Source organism: Glaciecola sp. 1036 (assembly GCF_050306235.1).
In the GTDB taxonomy this organism is placed as follows: Bacteria; Pseudomonadota; Gammaproteobacteria; order Enterobacterales; family Alteromonadaceae; genus Glaciecola.
On the sequence record NZ_JBLWFH010000002.1, the window covers coordinates 449,633 to 468,141 of the forward strand.

15 protein-coding genes are annotated in these 18,509 nt (G+C 40.5%); 8 read left to right on the top strand and 7 right to left on the bottom strand.

What is annotated here, in order from left to right; translation table 11 throughout:
- Positions 1–31 precede the first annotated feature (31 nt).
- The gene (locus ACNKW3_RS04600; protein ID WP_427398090.1) at positions 32–346 is read right to left on the bottom strand and encodes a hypothetical protein; all 315 of its coding nucleotides are present in this window, start codon (positions 344–346) and stop codon (positions 32–34) included.
- Positions 334–1,845 carry a protein adenylyltransferase SelO gene (locus tag ACNKW3_RS04605; protein WP_427398091.1) on the bottom strand — a complete coding sequence of 504 codons (1,512 nt, stop codon included), beginning with the start codon at positions 1,843–1,845 and terminating at the stop codon, positions 334–336. The genes ACNKW3_RS04600 and ACNKW3_RS04605 overlap by 13 nt, the downstream gene beginning before the upstream one ends.
- A 62-nt stretch (positions 1,846–1,907) precedes the next feature.
- Between ACNKW3_RS04605 and ACNKW3_RS04610 the strand changes: the two genes are divergently transcribed.
- Both ACNKW3_RS04610 and ACNKW3_RS04615 read left to right on the top strand, forming a co-directional pair.
- Positions 1,908–2,264 (top strand): c-type cytochrome, encoded by a 357-nt coding sequence (locus ACNKW3_RS04610; protein WP_427398092.1) that lies wholly within the window; start codon positions 1,908–1,910, stop codon positions 2,262–2,264.
- Between the two features lie 45 nt (positions 2,265–2,309).
- On the top strand, positions 2,310–2,984 hold the full coding sequence (locus tag ACNKW3_RS04615) for a glutathione S-transferase family protein (protein ID WP_427398093.1): 675 nt from the start codon (positions 2,310–2,312) through the stop codon (positions 2,982–2,984).
- On the opposite strand, the gene recQ is transcribed toward ACNKW3_RS04615, so the two are convergent.
- The gene (gene recQ / locus ACNKW3_RS04620; protein ID WP_427398094.1) at positions 2,971–4,788 is read right to left on the bottom strand and encodes a DNA helicase RecQ; all 1,818 of its coding nucleotides are present in this window, start codon (positions 4,786–4,788) and stop codon (positions 2,971–2,973) included. The genes ACNKW3_RS04615 and recQ overlap by 14 nt on opposite strands.
- Positions 4,789–4,988: 200 nt before the next feature.
- On the opposite strand from recQ, the gene rarD reads away from it, so the two are divergent.
- The 4 genes from rarD (at position 4,989) to ACNKW3_RS04640 (ending at position 9,270) form a co-directional block, all read left to right on the top strand.
- A complete protein-coding gene (rarD, locus tag ACNKW3_RS04625; protein ID WP_427398095.1) occupies positions 4,989–5,897 on the top strand; it encodes an EamA family transporter RarD in 909 nt (302 codons plus the stop codon).
- Between the two features lie 105 nt (positions 5,898–6,002).
- On the top strand, positions 6,003–8,015 hold the full coding sequence (locus tag ACNKW3_RS04630) for a hypothetical protein (RefSeq protein WP_427398096.1): 2,013 nt from the start codon (positions 6,003–6,005) through the stop codon (positions 8,013–8,015).
- 165 nt (positions 8,016–8,180) lie between these two features.
- Positions 8,181–9,050 carry an SPFH domain-containing protein gene (locus ACNKW3_RS04635; RefSeq protein WP_427398097.1) on the top strand — a complete coding sequence of 290 codons (870 nt, stop codon included), beginning with the start codon at positions 8,181–8,183 and terminating at the stop codon, positions 9,048–9,050.
- 13 nt (positions 9,051–9,063) lie between these two features.
- Positions 9,064–9,270 (top strand): hypothetical protein, encoded by a 207-nt coding sequence (locus ACNKW3_RS04640; protein WP_427398185.1) that lies wholly within the window; start codon positions 9,064–9,066, stop codon positions 9,268–9,270.
- A 38-nt stretch (positions 9,271–9,308) separates the two neighbouring features.
- On the opposite strand, the gene uvrD is transcribed toward ACNKW3_RS04640, so the two are convergent.
- Entirely contained in the window at positions 9,309–11,480 is a 2,172-nt protein-coding gene (gene uvrD / locus ACNKW3_RS04645; RefSeq protein ID WP_427398098.1) for a DNA helicase II, read from the bottom strand.
- 180 nt (positions 11,481–11,660) lie between these two features.
- Here uvrD and ACNKW3_RS04650 point away from each other — a divergent pair, with 180 nt between their 5' ends.
- Positions 11,661–13,484 (top strand): DUF885 domain-containing protein, encoded by a 1,824-nt coding sequence (locus tag ACNKW3_RS04650; RefSeq protein ID WP_427398099.1) that lies wholly within the window; start codon positions 11,661–11,663, stop codon positions 13,482–13,484.
- A 61-nt stretch (positions 13,485–13,545) separates the two neighbouring features.
- Here ACNKW3_RS04650 and ACNKW3_RS04655 read toward each other — a convergent pair whose 3' ends face one another.
- The 3 genes from ACNKW3_RS04655 to ACNKW3_RS04665 all read right to left on the bottom strand — a co-directional run bounded on the left by ACNKW3_RS04655 (position 13,546) and on the right by ACNKW3_RS04665 (position 17,046).
- Positions 13,546–14,295: a hypothetical protein gene (locus tag ACNKW3_RS04655; RefSeq protein WP_427398100.1), complete on the bottom strand. Its 750-nt coding sequence runs from the start codon at positions 14,293–14,295 to the stop codon at positions 13,546–13,548.
- 535 nt (positions 14,296–14,830) lie between these two features.
- Positions 14,831–15,520, bottom strand: a complete 690-nt coding sequence (locus ACNKW3_RS04660) for a PEP-CTERM sorting domain-containing protein (RefSeq protein WP_427398101.1) — start codon at positions 15,518–15,520, stop codon at positions 14,831–14,833.
- A gap of 350 nt (positions 15,521–15,870) precedes the next feature.
- Positions 15,871–17,046 carry a DUF418 domain-containing protein gene (locus ACNKW3_RS04665; RefSeq protein WP_427398102.1) on the bottom strand — a complete coding sequence of 392 codons (1,176 nt, stop codon included), beginning with the start codon at positions 17,044–17,046 and terminating at the stop codon, positions 15,871–15,873.
- Between the two features lie 349 nt (positions 17,047–17,395).
- Here ACNKW3_RS04665 and ACNKW3_RS04670 point away from each other — a divergent pair, with 349 nt between their 5' ends.
- On the top strand, positions 17,396–18,502 hold the full coding sequence (locus ACNKW3_RS04670; RefSeq protein ID WP_427398103.1) for a hypothetical protein: 1,107 nt from the start codon (positions 17,396–17,398) through the stop codon (positions 18,500–18,502).
- The last annotated feature ends 7 nt before the right edge of the window (positions 18,503–18,509 follow it).

The window sequence follows — 18,509 nt, forward strand, 5'->3', positions numbered from 1 at the left end:
AATGAAGTTTACTCTAGGAAAATTGTCATGCTTATGGGTAAAAGGGCTCAACTTCTATCGACTTAGCTTGCAAACTATCATAAAGAGCAAAAAAAGTTTTTTCATTATGCTGTGCGAGAGTGAGCCAAACGTCATTGGTAATCTGACTGAAATGCAAAAACACTAGCTCATCGTTGAACATACTGGTAGCAATGAGTAAATCTGCTGATAATTCAATTTTGCTTAGATTAAGTCCCAATCTAGCGCTTAGCTTTGAAAACCAATCTTCAAGTTGGGTTTCGTCAGCTACTGGAAAGTTAGCAATCAATATGGCGTTTTCAATGATTGTCTTGGTCAACTGCTGCATGATAATGCGATTCCTTTCTCTAGTTCACTGGGTGGATGGAAGAATTGATCCCATTTAGGATTCAATGTAAAAGGTGCTGTTACAACTTTAAGTAGACCTTCACAAACAGAAAAGTCACCGTTTTGTGCGGCTTCTATAGCATTTTGCAGATGGTGATTTCTTAACACATAACGTGGATTTATTGTCAGCAGTTTTTGTTGAATATCACTACAATTCTGCAAACCTTCAATTTCCATAGTTTTTGCATAACGCATATCTTCTTGAATCAGTTTAGCAAAGTCTTCACACCATTGTTGTATCTCACTTTGTTGCTTAAAATACGCTTTGAATCTATCAGGTTTTCCTTCAATGATGTGACAGAACTCTTCACTCAAATGGTAAAAGCTTAAATTATAGTCGGCAAACTCGTCTCGTAGGATCTTTATAAATCGGTCTATCAGTTGAGCGCTATTTTCTGATTGGCGAACAAAGATACCTAACCTTTGATGCATAATGTTTTGATAAGCCTGTAAAAAGGTAGGTTCATAGGTCGATAGAACTTGCCTTAATTCCTCTATTTCGAGTTTACTACTGAATCCATGGGCTAACGCATTCAGATTCCATAACCCAATGCTGGGTTGATTATCGAAGGCATAACGACCCGAATGATCAGACTTATTACATATGTAATTGGGAATAAAATCGTCTAGAAAGGCATAAGGACCATAATCAAAGGTAATGCCATGAATTGACATGTTGTCAGTGTTCATTACACCATGATTAAAGCCAAAGGCCTGCCACTTAGCAATTAAAACAGCGGTTTTCGTGGTTATTTCTGCCAGCAAGGCTCTATAAGGCGAAGCGTTTTCTTGTAAATGTTTAAAATGATGTTGAAAGCAAAATTCAAACAGGGCATCTAGCTTATCTGGTTGATTTGAATGGTGGTAATACTCAAAATGCCCAAATCGAATATGGCTGGGACAGGTTCTTATCATCATTGCAGCCGTTTCTAATTGCTCTCGCATTACTGGTTCTTGGCTTTTAATCAAGCATAGTGCCCGAGAACTGGGTATTCCTAAATGATGAAGCGCTTCACTTGCAATATATTCTCTAATGGTCGAGCGAAGTACTGCGCGCCCGTCAGCAAATCGGCTATAGGGTGTATTGCCTGCTCCTTTTAAATGCAGGTCGACTAAATCGCCTCTTTTGGTTTTAACCTCACCTAGTAGGAGTCCTCGCCCATCTCCTAACTGCGGATTCCATTGTCCAAATTGGTGGCCGCCATATTTTTGGGCAATGCTATTCAGCTGCCTCTTGTCCTGCTGTTCAAACAGTAAGGCAAACAATTTATCTTGGTTTAAAAAGTCCTCAGAGAGTCCCAATTCTTTGGCTAAATTTAGGTTTGTTAGCACTAACTCAGCGTTTTCGATAGGCTCAGGACTTACCCTGCTACAAAGGCTTTCGAGTTGTGTTGCATATTGCGAAGTTAGCTGAGAAGTTATGTTGGGTACTGCCTGCATGCCATTCCTATTTTCAAACCTTGGTGTATAGTATACGAAAGCTAACGAATCTAGACCGTATTATGTGTAAAAAGAATAAGAAAATCTCGTTTATATTAGGTATTTGGTTTGCATTATTTTCCTTGTCAGCTTGTGGTGAACCTCCCATTCAAGGAGATGCTAAAGCCGGAGAAAATAAGTCCACAATATGCAGTAATTGTCATGGCGAGAATGGAATATCGCGGATCCCTATTTATCCTAATTTGCGCGGACAAAAGGAACAGTATTTAGTCTTGGCATTGAAAGCATATCGCTCTGGGGAAAGGGTCAATATGGCAATGACCTCACATGCACAAAAACTTACGGATCAAGATATCGCGGATTTAGCCGCATATTATGCTAATTTGGGAAAGTCTAAAATAAACCAAAACAAAGAGTAATAAGTAAAGATAAATATCCAAAACTCTCAGAAAAGGACGTCAGCAATGTATACTATTCATCATCTTAACGATTCTCGCTCTCAGCGTATCATCTGGCTAATGGAATTATTGCATCTAGATTATGAAATTAAGGTGTACTGGCGAGACAAAAAAACGAATTTAGCGCCTCAAGCGCTCAAAGATCTGCATCCGTTAGGGACATCACCAATTATTACTCATGAAGGACAAACGATTGCAGAATCGGGTGCAATTTGTGAATACGTTATCCAACAATGTGGCCAACAAGATCTTATGCCTGCTCAGGATACGCCAGAGTACATCCAAGTACAGTTTTGGTCTCATTTCGCGGAAGGAAGTTTTTTACCTCCATTGGTTGCCAATATGGTGCTGAACAAGGCGAAAGAAAAATCGCCTTGGTTGATTAAGCCTATAGCGAACAAATTGGTTGATGCGATTATGGATGCTTATTTCAACAAAGCAATAAAGCGCAACTTTACTTTTATTGAGCAATACTTATCAGATAAAACATGGTTCGTTGGAGAAAAGCCGACTATTGCAGATGTCCAAATGAGCTTTGCCATGGAAGCGGTTGATAAAGCGGGTCGTTTTAAACAATTCCCTAATATGGCTGCTTACGTTGAAAGATTGCAAAAATTACCCAGTTATCAACAAGCGTTAAAACGCATGCAAGACGCTGAAGAAGCGACTAAACTTGACTAGCTAAATGTTGTTCTATTGCCTGAATAAAGACCGCGCCATAGCGGTCTAACTTAGTTTCACCCACACCGCTAACACGCAAAAACTCCATGCGATTGGTGGGCACTTTAGCTGTCATATCTGCCAGCGTTGCATCACTAAACACCACGAATGCAGGTAAGTTATTTTCATCGGCAATTTGTTTGCGTAATTGTTTTAATCTTGCAAAAAGCTGTTTATCAATATTTTGTGGTACATATTTATTGCGAGAACTTGGCGCAACTGAAAGTCTCGGAATCGCCAACTCTACTTTTACTCTTCCACGTAATACGTCAGCAGCACTTTCGTGCAGACAAAGAATGCCGTTACGGGTCATATCGATAAAAATAAAGCCACGGTGAATCAGTTGTTGAATAATGTTATGCCAGTAGGTATCTGATTCCTTTTTACCAATGCCATAAGTACTTAATTCATTATGATGATTATCAAGGATCCGTTTGATCTGTTTACCCCTAAGTACGTCAATGACATATTGAGCTGCAGTATCATGGGAGAGTCTGTAAATACAGGAAAGAACCATTTGGGCTTGGGTCGAACCATCAAACATTTTTGGTGGATCTTGGCATATGTCACAGTTGCCACAGGGTAGGGGGCGATAATCAGAAAAGTAATTCAGTAACACCTGGCGTCGACATGTTTGGGCTTCAGCAAATGATTGCATGGCATCAAATTTATGCATTTCAATTTCAAAGCGATCAGCGGTGGCACCATCTGCGATCCACTTTTTAATCCGCGCTGCGTCCCGTTCATCGTATAACAATAGTGCTTCTGCAGGCATACCATCTCGTCCTGCGCGCCCAGTTTCTTGATAAAAGGATTCAATACTGCGAGGTACATCATGATGGACCACAAAGCGCACGTTGGATTTGTTTATTCCCATACCAAAAGCCACTGTGGCAACTACAACTTGAAGTTCATCGCGCAAGAATTGGTTTTGTACTAATTCTCTTTCTTCGGTCGAACGGCCTGCGTGATAGGCGTCTGCTTTTATTCCTGCAATTTGTAATTTGGCGGCTAAATCATCGACCTTCGCTCGACTGTTACAATACACTATGCCACTTGCACCACCTTGCTGCTCAACGAAAGACACAACTTGATCAAATCCTTTGTATTTACTTAGTAAGTTGTACCTAATGTTCGGTCTATCGAATCCCCCTTTGAACACAAAGGGCTGATGAAGATTTAGTTGATGGATAATATCAGCTTGGGTAGCGCTATCTGCGGTAGCAGTTAAAGCAACCATAGGGGTATTGGGTAATTTATGTTTCAATTGCCCCAAAGCTCTGTAATCTTGCCTAAAATCATGCCCCCAATGACTAACGCAATGGGCCTCGTCTATAGCGATCAAGCTTATATCAAGTTCACAGAGTTGCTCCAAAAAAAAGCCCCTGAGCAATTTTTCCGGTGACACATAAAGCAGTTTTATTTTGCCGCTTCCAATGTCTTGGTAGGTGGCATTAATTTGTTCTTGGGATTGTGTACTATTGATGTAGGCTGCCTGAACGCCCTGTTCAGTTAACTGTTGTACTTGATCTTGCATTAGTGAAATCAAAGGTGACACCACTAAGGTAAGTCCATCGAGTAACAGGGCGGGTAATTGATAACATAGGGATTTTCCGCCGCCGGTAGGCATTAATACCAGCGCATCTTGGCCCTCACAAACTTGGCTAATGACTTCCCATTGACCATCTCGCAAAGCGTCGTAACCAAAACTTTGTTTGAGTTTTTCTAAACATTTTTGCTGGAGACTTGGAGCGTTGAGGGTCACAATAGGTTATAATTCTTCTAGAAACTAAATATCGCTAATTTGAAATCAAATTGTACCTTCTATTAGCAATTAAAGCACCTGATCCTCGGTCTAGATGCATAAGATTTAATCTGGAAGTCATTTCAACATTTTTTAATCCAACTTGTTGTGGAATAAATAACTTCTTCATCTCTATTACTTTTTAAACATAGGAATCGTTTTTGGGCCATCAAGACCAAACAAAATCTGGCGTCATTTTTGCTATTTCTGCTTATACCATTTGGGGTGTTGCACCTATTTATTTTAAGCAATTGTTGGTAGTGCCTGCGGCTGAGATTCTTATGCATAGAGTGTTTTGGTCAGTTATTTTATTGGCCATTTTGATTCTTTTGCTAAGAGGCACAGAAAAAGTAAAGGTTGCACTGGCATCGCCTAAATTGCTACTGACCTTATTTGTGGCGGGTATATTGTTGGCAGGGAATTGGTTGTTGTACATTTGGTCGGTGAATAACAATCACCTGATTGAAGCAAGTTTAGGCTATTTTATTAATCCTATGGTTAATGTGGCTTTGGGGCGGATTTTCTTAGGCGAAAAACTAAGGAAAATACAGCTTTTTGCTGTGCTATTGGCGTGTGTTGGCATTGGCTTGCTGTTGTATAATTTTGGACGCCTGCCATGGATTGCTCTGGCGTTAGCCTTTAGTTTTGGTATCTATGGTTTGTTAAGAAAGAAAGCGGCGGTGGATTCCATGCCAGGATTGTTTTTGGAAACCAGCATGATGTTGCCCGCAGCCCTTATTTATTGGATTTTCTTTGCTGGCGCTACTGCTAATATGCTAACCAATACTAGTAGTTTAAATCTTTTACTAATGGCCGCAGGCATAATTACAGTTGCACCTTTACTTTGTTTTACGGCTGCTGCTCGTCGTATTCAATATTCTACCTTGGGCTTCTTTCAGTATATTTGTCCTAGCCTGCTTTTTGGCCTAGCCGTCTTTATATATGGAGAACATATGAGTAGTGAGCGATTACTTACGTTTTTGTTTGTGTGGACTGCTCTATTAATTTTCACCCTAGATTCTTTGCATAATTATCGTGCTCAGAAAAAACTTTTAATGCGACCAAGTTAAAATAAAAAACCGAATTTTAGCGTTTCATTTCTATCTCTTTGCAACTTTCAAAAAATGGTTGGCGTAATTCGAGGCACATCTACATAACCTTGAAAAGAGACAACCATGAAAATAACCCATTTACACTCAAATTTTAAACGTTCAGTTGTATGTTCACTTGTCGCGGCTACCTTTGTACTTGCCGGCTGTAATTCAGATAACGACTACGTAGACAATAATACCCCTGACCCAGAACCAACCCCGCCAGCTCCCGTAGTTGAGAATTTTCCGGTGCAAGTTGTTGCACCAGAAGTTTTTACTCAAGAAGAAATAGGCACCATTTTTACCAGTGAATTAGGATTATCCTTGTACTATTTCGCCAACGACGAACAAGGAGTTTCTAACTGTAATCCAGAGGAGGGAGCGCCTGCAGGTGGTTCAGCGGATCCTGAAAGTTGTGCTGGGAAATGGCCACCGCTATTAGCGGATGAAACCGCTGATGTTCAGGCCCCTTTTAGTTTAATTGAAAGAGCCGATCAAACCATGCAATGGTCTTACAATGGCTTTGCCCTTTATACTTTCATTGATGATAGCAGTCAGGGAGATATCAATGGCGATGGTGCTGGCGGCGTATTTGATTTAGCGCGTCCATTGCCTTTTTTAACTAATGACGAAGGTAAAATTCTGGGCAACGAAACTGTATTAACCGGTAGCAATGTAGGTGGAACTTTTGAAACTTCACGTTCACAAAAAGGCGATTTTACACTCTACACTTTTGATGGTGATAACCTAGACCAATCAAGTTGTTTCAGTTTAGGCAATGGCAATTGCATTAACGCTTGGCCGCCGTTATTGGCTGATAATGGCGCCAGACCTACTGGTTTGTACGATATTGTCGAAGTAGAAGCTGATATTCGTCAATGGACCTTGAGAGGTAAGCCTTTATATTTTTTCATTAATGATATTGAGGCGGGTGATGAAAACGGACATATAGCAAATCCTTCTTTTGTTCAGGCGAGCAAATACCCCGCATCCCAACGAGATATTAACGGTGTTTCTTGGTTAACTGCGAATGGCAGAGTTAACTTACTTACAGATGCTGGCGAAGAAATTGCGGTTGATAAAGACCAGTTTTCACTCTACACCTTTGCCAATGATACCCTAAATACATCGAACTGTTCAGGTGCTTGCTTGGGCAACTTTCCGGCATTTCTAGCGACCGAATTTGATCATGCTGTTGGTGCCTTTGGGATTATAGAAAGAGAAGATGGTTTTATGCAGTGGACTTTCGAAGGACAACCTTTGTATTTTGCTGCATCAGATCAAGCCATTGATGATATCAACGGGCATAATGTGGGCAATGTTTGGTTTTTAATAGAACCGGCATCAACCAATGTTGTAGCGCAAGACTCAGTTTTAGGAGATACGGTTGTAACACAAGGCTTTACCAATACCTTAAGAGTTGATGAAAATGATGAATTTGTCACAGTTCTCGGGGATACAAGTGGTCGACAACTTTACACTTTTGATAATGATAATGCTGAACAAAGCAATTGTACCAGCATTGGTTGCATTGGCAATTGGCCAGCTCTGTTAGCCAAAAAAGACGAAGTTGTGGAAGCGCCATTTACAACCTTTGCGCGAGAAGATGGCAGCATGCAAATGGCTATCAATGGCAAACCTTTATATATTTTTACACCAGATACGCAAGCAGGTGATCAAAATGGAGAAGGCGCTGGTGGTGTGTGGTTTGTGGCTCGTCCAGCACCGATGAAATTGGCGGAAATTCCAAATCAAGGCACCGGCTTTGTTGCCCATCGTCTAGATTTGCAGGCGCAAGGTACCAATGATACCAGTAAAGAAGGCTTCACTCTTTACACCTTTAACAACGATGTAGCAGATTCAGGTGTTTCAAACTGTGTGGGTGGATGTGCTACCGTTTGGCCACCACTTTTTGCGGAATCTTCAGAACAAGCCTTTGGTGAATACACTGTTATCGAAAGATTTGATGCAAACAATAATGTAGTTTTCCAATGGGCTTACCAAGGTAAGCCTCTGTATTTCTTCAGAGATGACTTAGCACCGGGCGACGCTAATGGTTTAGCTAATCCAAGTTTCCAAATCGCTACTGTCAATTAGAATATTTTTGAGGCATTGGTCGCTCTCGACCAATGCTTTTTTATTTATTGTCTACTCGTTCCATCTTGCGTTACAAATTCTTACATTCTTCCCTTACAAAAACTCTTGGCAAATTCTAACAAGCGATCTAGTATGATATCTAAATGATATCAAAAGGAGATTGTCATGATAAATGAAAAGCAAGGTTTTTCGGTAAATGGCTATGTAATGCTTTTAGTTATACTTGTAATTGCGTCAGTAATACTTCATCAATTTCTTACAGCAGATAAGATCGCTGGTGGGGTGTTTGTTATAAAAGGAATTATAGGTGGATTAGCAAGCTTCTGCTTGGCCGGATTTTTTATGGTGCAACCTAATCAAGGTAAAGTCATGACCTTGTTTGGAAAGTATGTGGGAACAGTCAAGAATGAAGGATTGAGATGGACAATACCGTTTTTCGTGCGTAAAAACGTTTCGCTTCGTATCCGAAATTTCGAAAGTGCCAAAATTAAAGTTAATGACAATCAAGGGAACCCTATTGAAATAGCCACCATTGTTGTGTGGTCAGTGACTGACACCGCGGAAGCCGTTTTCGAAGTAGATAATTATGAAAGTTACGTGGTAATTCAAAGCGAATCCGCGTTGCGTAACTTAGCCAGTAGTTATCCCTATGATCCGAGAGATGACGAAGAAGCGGAAATTGCGCTACGTAGCCATCCAGCGGAAATCTCTGTGCATTTACGCGATGAAATTCAAGATAGATTAGGGCGCGCAGGTATTACTGTACATGAAGCCCGTATCAGCCATCTTGCTTATGCCCAAGAAATTGCGTCTGCAATGTTACAACGACAACAAGCCGCGGCAATTATTGCAGCACGAAATCGCATTGTGGAAGGCGCTGTTGGTATGGTAGAAATGGCCTTACATCGTTTGTCTGAAAAAGAGATTGTCAACTTGGATGAAGAACGCAAAGCCGCTATGGTTAGCAATTTATTAGTGGTACTTTGTGGTGATAAAAGTACACAGCCCGTGGTAAACACTGGCTCAATTTACTAAACGCTTCGGCAATATAATGGCTAAAAAAGCATACCCACTGAGAATTAATGAAGATGTGTTAGCTGCAATGCAGCGTTGGGCAGATGACGATTTGCGCAGTTTAAATGCGCAAATCGAATATGTGCTTCGTGATGCCTTAGTACGCTCAGGTCGCGTTAAACTCACACAAAAAGTAATGACGATAGTGGAAGATGAAACAGATAAAAAGCAAGACGATTGAATCGTTCAACGCCTTGCTTTTTCAAATCTACAATCTGGCTAAGAAACTGCGTTTAATTTAGCATAAGCAGTTACAAGCCATTTGACTCCAAAACTGTCGAAATTAACTTGCACACGCGCATGCTCCCCAGAACCTTCGTAATTGAGCACGGTTCCTTCTCCAAACTTGCGATGAGAAACTCGTTGTCCTAAAGAAAATCCAGAATCCACAAAGGCTTCATGGGAAGTGCTTGCACTGAATCTATTATGGATCGGTTGGGTCACCTGAGATCTTAATCTGATTTCTTCAATATACTCATCTGGAATTTCTCGGATAAAGCGGCTGGCTGTGTGATATTTATCTTGCCCATATAAACGACGAGTTTCAGCATAAGTGATAATTAACTGCTGCATAGCCCGCGTCATACCGACATATGCTAATCGACGTTCTTCTTCCATTCGACCAGGTTCTTCATTGGTCATCTGGCTTGGGAACATGCCTTCTTCAACACCAGCTAATACCACCAGTTGAAATTCAAGACCTTTAGCCGAGTGTATGGTCATCATCTGGACTGCGTCTTGGTCAGCATCTGCTTGTCCTTCGCCAGCTTCTAGAGACGCATGGGCTAAAAATGCAGCGAGCGGGGTCATATCATCCGCTTCTTCAGGCATTTCGAACTGCTTACAAGCAGTAACTAATTCCTGTAAGTTTTCAACTCTCGCTTGGGCTTTATCACCTTTTTCTGCTTGATACATCGCATAAATGCCGCTGCCTTTGATCACATCATCAGCTAGGGTTTCCAAGGGTTCGTCTTTGACCTTTTCGGTGAGTTTATAAATAAGATCAATAAAACTTTGCAGAGCATTTGCAGCACGACCGGATAAACGCTTTTCACTTAGCATAGTTTCACTGGCTTGCCACATAGAAAAATTATTCTCACGAGCAAATGTGCGAATGTTACTTAGGGTTTTTTCGCCCAACCCTCGGGCTGGGGTATTCACCACCCGTTCAAAGGCTGCGTCATCAATAGCGTTACTAACTAATCGCATGTAAGCTAAAGCATCTTTGATTTCCTGACGTTCGAAAAATCGTAGGCCGCCATAAATTCGATATGCGATACCTTGATGCAAAAGGGCTTCTTCCAGCACGCGCGACTGAGCATTATTTCGGTATAAAATGGCGCAATCCGTTAAACTATGACCGTCTTCGAAAAATTGCTTAATTTTCGAGACAATAAACCTTGCTTCGTCTAGTTCATTAAAGCCAGAATATAATTGAATCTTGTTGCCTTCCTGGCCTTCGGTCCACAGGTCTTTACCTAATCTACCGCTATTATTGGCGATTACGGCATTCGCCGCATTTAGAATGTTGCTAGTTGAACGGTAATTTTGTTCAAGGCGTATAGTGCCGGCGCTAGGATAGTCTTTCAAAAAGTTTGAAATATTGGCGACATTTGCCCCTCGCCAACCATAGATTGATTGGTCATCATCGCCGACAATCATCATGCTATTTTGTTTGGTTTTAAGCAATTTCAACCAAGCATATTGGATATTGTTAGTGTCTTGAAACTCATCCACTAAAATAGCACGAAAACGCTTTTGGTAATGATGACGAAGCTCTTCATTGTCTCTTATGGTTTCAAATGACCTTAACAATAGTTCAGCGAAATCGACTAGTCCGGAGCGATTGCAGGTTTCTTCATATGCAGCATAAATCTCTTTCATTTTTTGCTGGTTGGGATCGTTGTGTGTGTCAACGTGTCGCGCTCTTAACCCTTCATCTTTATTACCATTGATAAACCACTGTACTTGCTTGGGCGGCCAATGCTTTTCCTCTAGGTTCAGAGCTTTGAGTAATCGCTTGATCAAACGATATTGATCGTCTGAATCCATGATGGTGAAATTCTGCGGTAAATTAGCTTCTTCATAATGTAATCGCAATAAACGGTGTGCTAAACCATGGAAGGTGCCCATCCACATTGAATTTAGTGCACCACCGGATAAACGCTCGACACGGCCACGCATTTCTCTGGCGGCTTTATTAGTAAAAGTCACGGCTAAAATACTAAAAGGGGAAATGCTCTCAACTTCCATCAGCCAAGCTATACGATGCACCAATACGCGGGTTTTACCGCTGCCTGCGCCTGCCAAAATGAGCATATCGCCGTTAGGAGCAGCAACTGCTTCACGCTGTTTATCGTTAAGTTCGTCTAAAAGTCGAGAAACATCCATTCTGAATTTGATTATCCGCTAGCAATTGAAATAAAAACTGCACTATATCAAATCGAAAGTTAAAAAGCTGTTCATTTATACAGCTTTATTTGAATAAGCCGAGTTTATTCACTAGAGACCTTGCAGTTAGTTGGACTGTCCATCTATAGTGGAATAGGAACAGGGAAATCGGGAATCGTCATGAAAACATTTTTTAAATGGTTAGGGATTAGCGTTCTTATTGTTTTAGTGGTTATGGGCGCTTGGGCAACGCATGAATGGAAAGCGGAAAAGCCCTTTTCATTTCGCATATTTTTAGATAGAGCATTAATCAAACAGGCGCTGAATAGTCCTCAAACACTGACCTCAATAGGTGTGTTTGATGGTATTGGAATAACTGGCCACAATGCTTATTTGGATGATGCCAGTGAAGCCGCCACTGCCCAGATGTTTAAAGATTTACGAGAAACCAAACGGATTCTACTGCAATATGAAGATTTATCCGAAGAACAGCAACTTTCAAAAGATATAGCGCTGTATTTGTTAAATACTGCCGAAGAGTTCGAAACCTATCAATACCATAGTTATCCCTTCAATCAGCAGTCAGGAGCCCAAAGCAACTTTCCAAGTTTCATGGACGCGCAACACCCTATTCGAACAACTGAAAATGTCGAGCATTACATTAGTCGTTTAAGTCAGTCGAATCGTTACTTTACCCAAATGTTAGAAGGAATGAGAATAAGAGAATATAAAAAAATTATTCCCCCTTTATTTGTAATCGAACGCATTATTGATGAGATGCAAGGTTTTGTTGATACGCCGGCGACAGAAAATATTCTTTATACCTCATTAGAAAAACGCATGCAGGAGGCTGTCGAAATACCAGAGTCTGTGTACGCGGATTATTTAGCGCAAACCCAAGCAGAGATTGAAAATACAGTTTATCCAGCCTATGAAATGCTAATTGAATATTTCACAGAACTCAAAGCAATGGCGGGGACCGATGATGGGTTATGGCGTTTAGACGGCGGAGATCAAGCTTATAAATTAGCGCTGCGTTTTTTTACCACTACTGACTATTCCGCTGACTATATTCATACTGTTGGGTTGCAAGAAGTCGATAGAATTCAGGCCGAAATTTTACAGATTCTATCCGATGAAGGCTTTGATATTAGCCAAGGCTTTACTGTTGCAATAAACGCTCTCGCAGAACAAGAAGGTTTTTATTATCCTGATTCTGATGAAGGCCGAGAGCAAATATTAGCCGATTATAAGCGCATCATTGAAGAAGTGGAATCAGGCCTTGGCGATGCGTTTTTACTCCGTCCGAAAGCTAGTTTAGATGTTAAACGTATTCCGGTGTTTAAGGAAAAAACTGCACCTGGGGCTTACTATGAGCCGCCGGCATTTGACGGTTCTCGGCCAGGCGTTTTCTTCGCCAATCTATACGACATAAAGGCAACGCCAACTTATAGTATGCGAACACTTGCTTACCATGAAGGCATTCCTGGGCATCACTTCCAAATCGCCATCGCCATGGAATTAGAGGGCTTACCTATATTTCGTACAGTCGCTCCTTTTGTTGCTTATATCGAAGGTTGGGCGTTGTACGCCGAGCGTGTCGCTTGGGAATTAGGATTTCAACGCGATCCCTACGACAATATTGGACGCTTGCAAGCTGAGCTATTTAGAGCCGTGCGCTTAGTTGTTGATACTGGCATTCATGCTAAACGCTGGACCCGGGAGGAAGCTATCGACTATATGTTGGCCAATACAGGTATGGTGAAATCTGACGTTACCTCCGAAATTGAACGTTACATAGTAACCCCTGGGCAGGCTACTGCCTACAAGGTCGGCATGATGAAAATATTAGAAGTACGCGAAAAGGCCAAAGCTGCCCTAGGCGACAAGTTCGACCTAGGTGAATTTCATAATGTGGTGTTAAAAAATGGCGCTGTGCCATTGGATATTCTAGAAAAGTTAGTGGATGAATACATAGAAGGACAATTGGCTACCGCACAATAACAGTTTGATTTTAGAGGACGCAAAAAAAAGCCAGTCAAAACTGGCTTTTATATATATGTATTTACTTTCTTAAAAAACGACGGCTTGCTACAAACGCAAATGCGGTTAATAACAAAGCAAACATTGATGGCGCGGAAACAGAAGTTGTGCCATATGTTAGATTATCATAACGAACCTGATAACCATCATTGTTAGGCGCAGACAACGTGTTATAACCATTTAAAATGACGCTACCAAGATGATCTGCAGTTGCTGCTGCTTGGTGAATCATATTGCCATTTACAAAGTACTCGTACATACCGTTATTAATAGAGAGTACTAGGGTATTAAAAGCATCTAAATTAAATAAGCTGCTTGGTGGAATTATCCAGCCTGGACCAGATTCCCACTTTGCGATTCCAGTAACGCCAGTTGAGTCGCGTTGGAATTCCAGTATCGGGTATTCATTTGCTCTGTCGCCGTTGGCTAAATTGGCAACACCCCATAAACCACCATATCGACCATCTTGGTTCCAAGCTGAGTCAACATACATATCGATACTCAAGTAATTGGACTCACCAATATCCATGATCATTCCCTGAGTATTGCGGAAATTATCTTGATTTAATTCACCAGCAACAGTCATTACTAATTCGTTGTTGATGATTTCAAATCCTTGTGGAGCTGCTCGATCCACATTCCAATCAGCGAGTGAATCTCCATTGTTAAACTCCATTGTCACTAATGATGCTGACGCTGTGCCCGCCATCATACTGGCAGCAAAAAACAAGCTGCCCAATGAAAGTTTGGAGAAGAGTGAAAATTTCTTCATAACTACATTCCTTTTTGTTTTTAGAAAATTACCTGATACTCACACATCAGGATTTAGCTATTAACTAGCCGATAATTTGTAAGCAATAATCGAACCGCTAAATATCCTCATTAAAAACAATAAGTTAAATTTACATTTATTTTTATGTTAAAAAATTTGACGCTAAATGATGCAAATTTATTAAAAATGAAGATTGTACTATTTTCTATGTAAAATATTCTGACGAAATTGGCGCTAGAACTGTGCGTTTGTATACGAGGTAGGATCTGTAAGTTTGTGCATACTATCTCTTTGTGCTTTATTATTTATGGGTGAAGGGAAATGGTTTACTATTTTTAACCGTGATTATCATTGCACTAATTTGGAAAGTGCATTTCAATAAAAAGTGAGGAATCAGTCTCGACGTTAGGAAATTTTAAGTGAATTGAATTTTATTTTAATGTATGTGATTTGAGGATTTCTCGTAATTGTTGAGGGTAAGGCAACTAAAAAAGGAAGCATAAATATGCTTCCCCTCTATCAATATTTAGTTAGATTACTTTTTTCTTCGGTAGGCTAAACCTAATACGCCAAGACCTAATAATGCTAAGGGTGCTGGTGCCGGAACTGAATTGGAAGGTGCCTGAGGTGCACTGGCTAAACCGCCGAATCTTGCAGTTTGACTTTCAGTATAAAAACCTACTTTACCTGACATAAAGCTGGTGTCGGTAAAAGATTGGGAAATGCCATTTAACAAAAATGAAATATTATTACCGCTTCTGCCAACAACAAAGTTGTAGTCAACATTGTCTTGCCAAAAAATTTCTTGTTGGAACAATATAGTGCTAACGCCTGCAACTTCGCGCACTAAAAACATACCGCTAGCGCTAGAGATATCATTATATCCCCCTTGTTCCCAACCTAAGCGATAATGGTTTTGATAGTCTTGCCATCCAAATACAAGCCCAAGAATATCATCATCATTAAAACCAACAATGGTAGGTGTCATTGAGCCGGTAAAGTTGAAATCTCCAGTGAATGAGAAATCACTTATTATAGAGGCATTAGAATTGTTGTTTTGAACAGCTTGATTTCCACCTGCACTTGTCAATCCAGATGGACCGCTATTTCGAGCAGGTGATCGTTCTAACGACCATAATGCCGTATCAACAATGACAGAACCTTGAGAAGCGAAGCTTAAAGCGAGAAATGCTACAGCCGCTGATTTTCCTATGATTTTTAACATAACGTTACTTCCTTTACATCGACGAATAAATAATCACAAATTGTATCAATTTTCGTAAAAGCATAAACCGTGCCTAAACTAATATTCTATATATTTCAATATATTATCTGCTTGTTTGTGTAGTTTGGGAAATGAAGGTTGATATGTTGTAAAAATTGCGGACATCTAAATCTGGTTACTCGGTTTGCACAATGCCACCGTAAACAATGGAGCCGTAGTTCATTTAAACAATGGAGCCGTAGTTCATTCTCACTAACCCCATCCTTTTTTGGAAGTTCTCGGGTTGAGGGTGAGAATGAACTACGGCTCCATTGTTTAAATGAACCACGGCTCCATTGTTTACAGCGAGATTATTTTAAGTAGGTGAGGCGGCGCCACATGTATTCAAGTGGGCCCTGCTTAAATCCTTGCCACCAAAAGTGAGCAAAAGTGATTTGCAGTACCCAAATTGTCATTACGACTAAAAATAACTGGCTATAAGTAAATTCTGCAAACATACCTAAACCCCAGAATAAGCTTGTGCATATCAAACTCTGCATTATGTAGAGAGTAAACGCCATGCGACCACAGCTCGCTAAAATGAGGGTAAGCGTTTTTAAATAGCCTTTTGATAATACCCAAAGAAATATACTCATATAAGCCAACAACATAGCCAGACTTGCCCACAAGGATACGACAAATTGGAGGTATCTAAATCCGCCATCGGAAAACACAAATTGTGCGTGAATTGCTTCTAAACTCAGTCCGATAACAAGAGAAGTGATTGCAATTTTGAAATAACGAGATGCTTGCCAAGTCAAATTGAAAAAACCAAGTTTATATAACGCCATTCCCCATAACATTAAGCCTGTGGTCCGGCCCAAAATTAGCATAATATAACCAAGTTGCATTTGTAGAGAATTGTCAGCCCTAACCCAAAATTTTTCCAACCAACTCATACTTTCATAGCCGTCTAACTCTATTTGAATAGCTTCTTTAGATGGCGAAATTTCAGCTTGTAACTCTCCTTGAAGTGCCTCATCGGCAAACATGAAAATTAGATCAAAAAGCAAGGTTAAACAGGTTTCTAATAGAATAAAGGCAGTGCCAATTATAAAAAGATGTTTGACGCTTTGGTGACGAAAGGCGTAAATCAAAAATCCACACGCGGCATAAAGAGTAAGAATATCGCCTGACCAAATGAAGTAACTATGGAATAAACCAAAAGACAGTAACCAAAGGCAACGTCTCTTATGGAGTTGCCAAGCATTTAATTGTTTTTGCTCGGGTTTTTGGGTAAAAATCAAAACCCCGACGCCAAAAAGTAAACTGAATATACCCATGCATTTCTCGCGAAAAACCACGTCGGTAACAGTAAAAATGATTAAATCTAAGAAACTAGGGTTACCATAAGAAAATGGATCTAAATAGCTACCTTCAGGTAGTCCAAAAGCACGAATGTTCATGGCGAGAATACCTAATACGGCAAATCCTCTAATGACATCTAAGGAGTGAATTCGGGATTCACTCGAATGGGGAAACATCATACAAAAATTCCTTTTTTGTATTCCTTTTAAACTGAAATAAATAATGGCGGAAAAGCACAACAGTTACAAGGCGAATGTTTCCATAAATTGCAACAACCTTAGTTGTAAAAATTGAAGGAGTTTCGAGCAATAACAATTGTGAATAAAATGTCAGGAATTTTTACACATCTTGGCGTCTTACTTAAACAATGCTTCTTAACTATCTGAAAAATAGTTAAAAAATTTTGAGGTGTATATTTTGCATACAAGCTTCAGCCATGCTCGATCAAAACTAACTCAAGTCACCGCTGTTCTTGTTCTTGGGCCAGAAAATACTAAAGAACTAAAATAACACCATAGGAGAACTTGTATGACTCGCTTAACTACGCTGCTTACATTAGCAGTCTTATCAATGTTTGTGTTTGTCGAAATTGCCTCTGCTCGTTTAGTTAGAAGCTCGGGGCGAGGTTCTCTCACTGAACAGGTCGAGACCCGTTATTTTTTTATTGAAGACGCTGATATAGTGAGGTTTTCCGACAATACTATTGGCATGAGCGAATCTGCCTATCTAAATCGGAATACTTTTTCCAATATAATAGGCGGTGCCGGTTTGGGGATATCAGCGGTTCCTACTACCGGACCTACACAAGATACAAATTGTAACGGAAGTTACGATACGTCAGAGCTAGAAGCTGCCCAAGATCTGATAGATTACTGGTCAAGTATAGGCACGCCAGAAGCCATACAAAATTTAGCATTGGCTGAAGATGCTTTGGCCGAGTTGGAAACTGGAGATCCTTGCGTTTGGGAGTTTGCTCAAAACGAAGATCTCTTGATGTTTGGACCTTTCAGCGTCTTTTTTGACTCCCCGTTAATTGACACTATGATTACTTGGGAAATTAGCGGTAATGGCAGGAACGAAATTTTGATGGGGGAAGTTAATGACGGTGGTGATATAACAACACCGGACGGATTGATAAGTTATGGAAATGTTTTTTTAAATACTCCACAACCAGCACTAGATCTTGGAGATTACAATGTAAATGTGACTGCTCAAATAAGCAGTAATTTTGGCGAGTTCTTTTTTGAGCGCACTAACACGGGCACAGGTAATTCCGCGGAGGTTGTCACTTTAACTCGTTTTGAAGAATTTAACCCTGCATATGATGCGTGGGTGGACGAATACATTGAATGGGAAGAAACGGTTTATTTTCCTTGGCTAGATAACGGTGAAATTGGCCCAGAGCCGGTATTCACAACTCCTGAACCTCCCATGACGATAGTGGGGTATAGGAATGAAAGTGAGTTTGATTACATTCCAACAACAGAAACATTATTCAGATCAGAAGACGAGATATTGCGCATTACCGCGGCAGCCAATGACCCTAATTTTGTGAGTGCCCCGGTGGGGACATCATTGACGCTATTTGGACTCGGTGTTTTATATATGCGCCGGCGTATGAAATCTGCAGCATAATTGCATA

What these genes read in the sequence shown, in the direction of transcription:
- ACNKW3_RS04600 (WP_427398090.1), bottom strand. Translation starts at nt 346, where the DNA reads ATGCAGCAGTTGACCAAGACAATCATTGAAAACGCCATATTGATTGCT.
- ACNKW3_RS04605 (WP_427398091.1), bottom strand. Translation starts at nt 1,845, where the DNA reads ATGCAGGCAGTACCCAACATAACTTCTCAGCTAACTTCGCAATATGCA.
- ACNKW3_RS04610 (WP_427398092.1), top strand. Translation starts at nt 1,908, where the DNA reads ATGTGTAAAAAGAATAAGAAAATCTCGTTTATATTAGGTATTTGGTTT.
- ACNKW3_RS04615 (WP_427398093.1), top strand. Translation starts at nt 2,310, where the DNA reads ATGTATACTATTCATCATCTTAACGATTCTCGCTCTCAGCGTATCATC.
- ACNKW3_RS04630 (WP_427398096.1), top strand. Translation starts at nt 6,003, where the DNA reads ATGAAAATAACCCATTTACACTCAAATTTTAAACGTTCAGTTGTATGT.
- ACNKW3_RS04635 (WP_427398097.1), top strand. Translation starts at nt 8,181, where the DNA reads ATGATAAATGAAAAGCAAGGTTTTTCGGTAAATGGCTATGTAATGCTT.
- uvrD (WP_427398098.1), bottom strand. Translation starts at nt 11,480, where the DNA reads ATGGATGTTTCTCGACTTTTAGACGAACTTAACGATAAACAGCGTGAA.
- ACNKW3_RS04650 (WP_427398099.1), top strand. Translation starts at nt 11,661, where the DNA reads ATGAAAACATTTTTTAAATGGTTAGGGATTAGCGTTCTTATTGTTTTA.
- ACNKW3_RS04655 (WP_427398100.1), bottom strand. Translation starts at nt 14,295, where the DNA reads ATGAAGAAATTTTCACTCTTCTCCAAACTTTCATTGGGCAGCTTGTTT.
- ACNKW3_RS04660 (WP_427398101.1), bottom strand. Translation starts at nt 15,520, where the DNA reads ATGTTAAAAATCATAGGAAAATCAGCGGCTGTAGCATTTCTCGCTTTA.
- ACNKW3_RS04665 (WP_427398102.1), bottom strand. Translation starts at nt 17,046, where the DNA reads ATGATGTTTCCCCATTCGAGTGAATCCCGAATTCACTCCTTAGATGTC.
- ACNKW3_RS04670 (WP_427398103.1), top strand. Translation starts at nt 17,396, where the DNA reads ATGACTCGCTTAACTACGCTGCTTACATTAGCAGTCTTATCAATGTTT.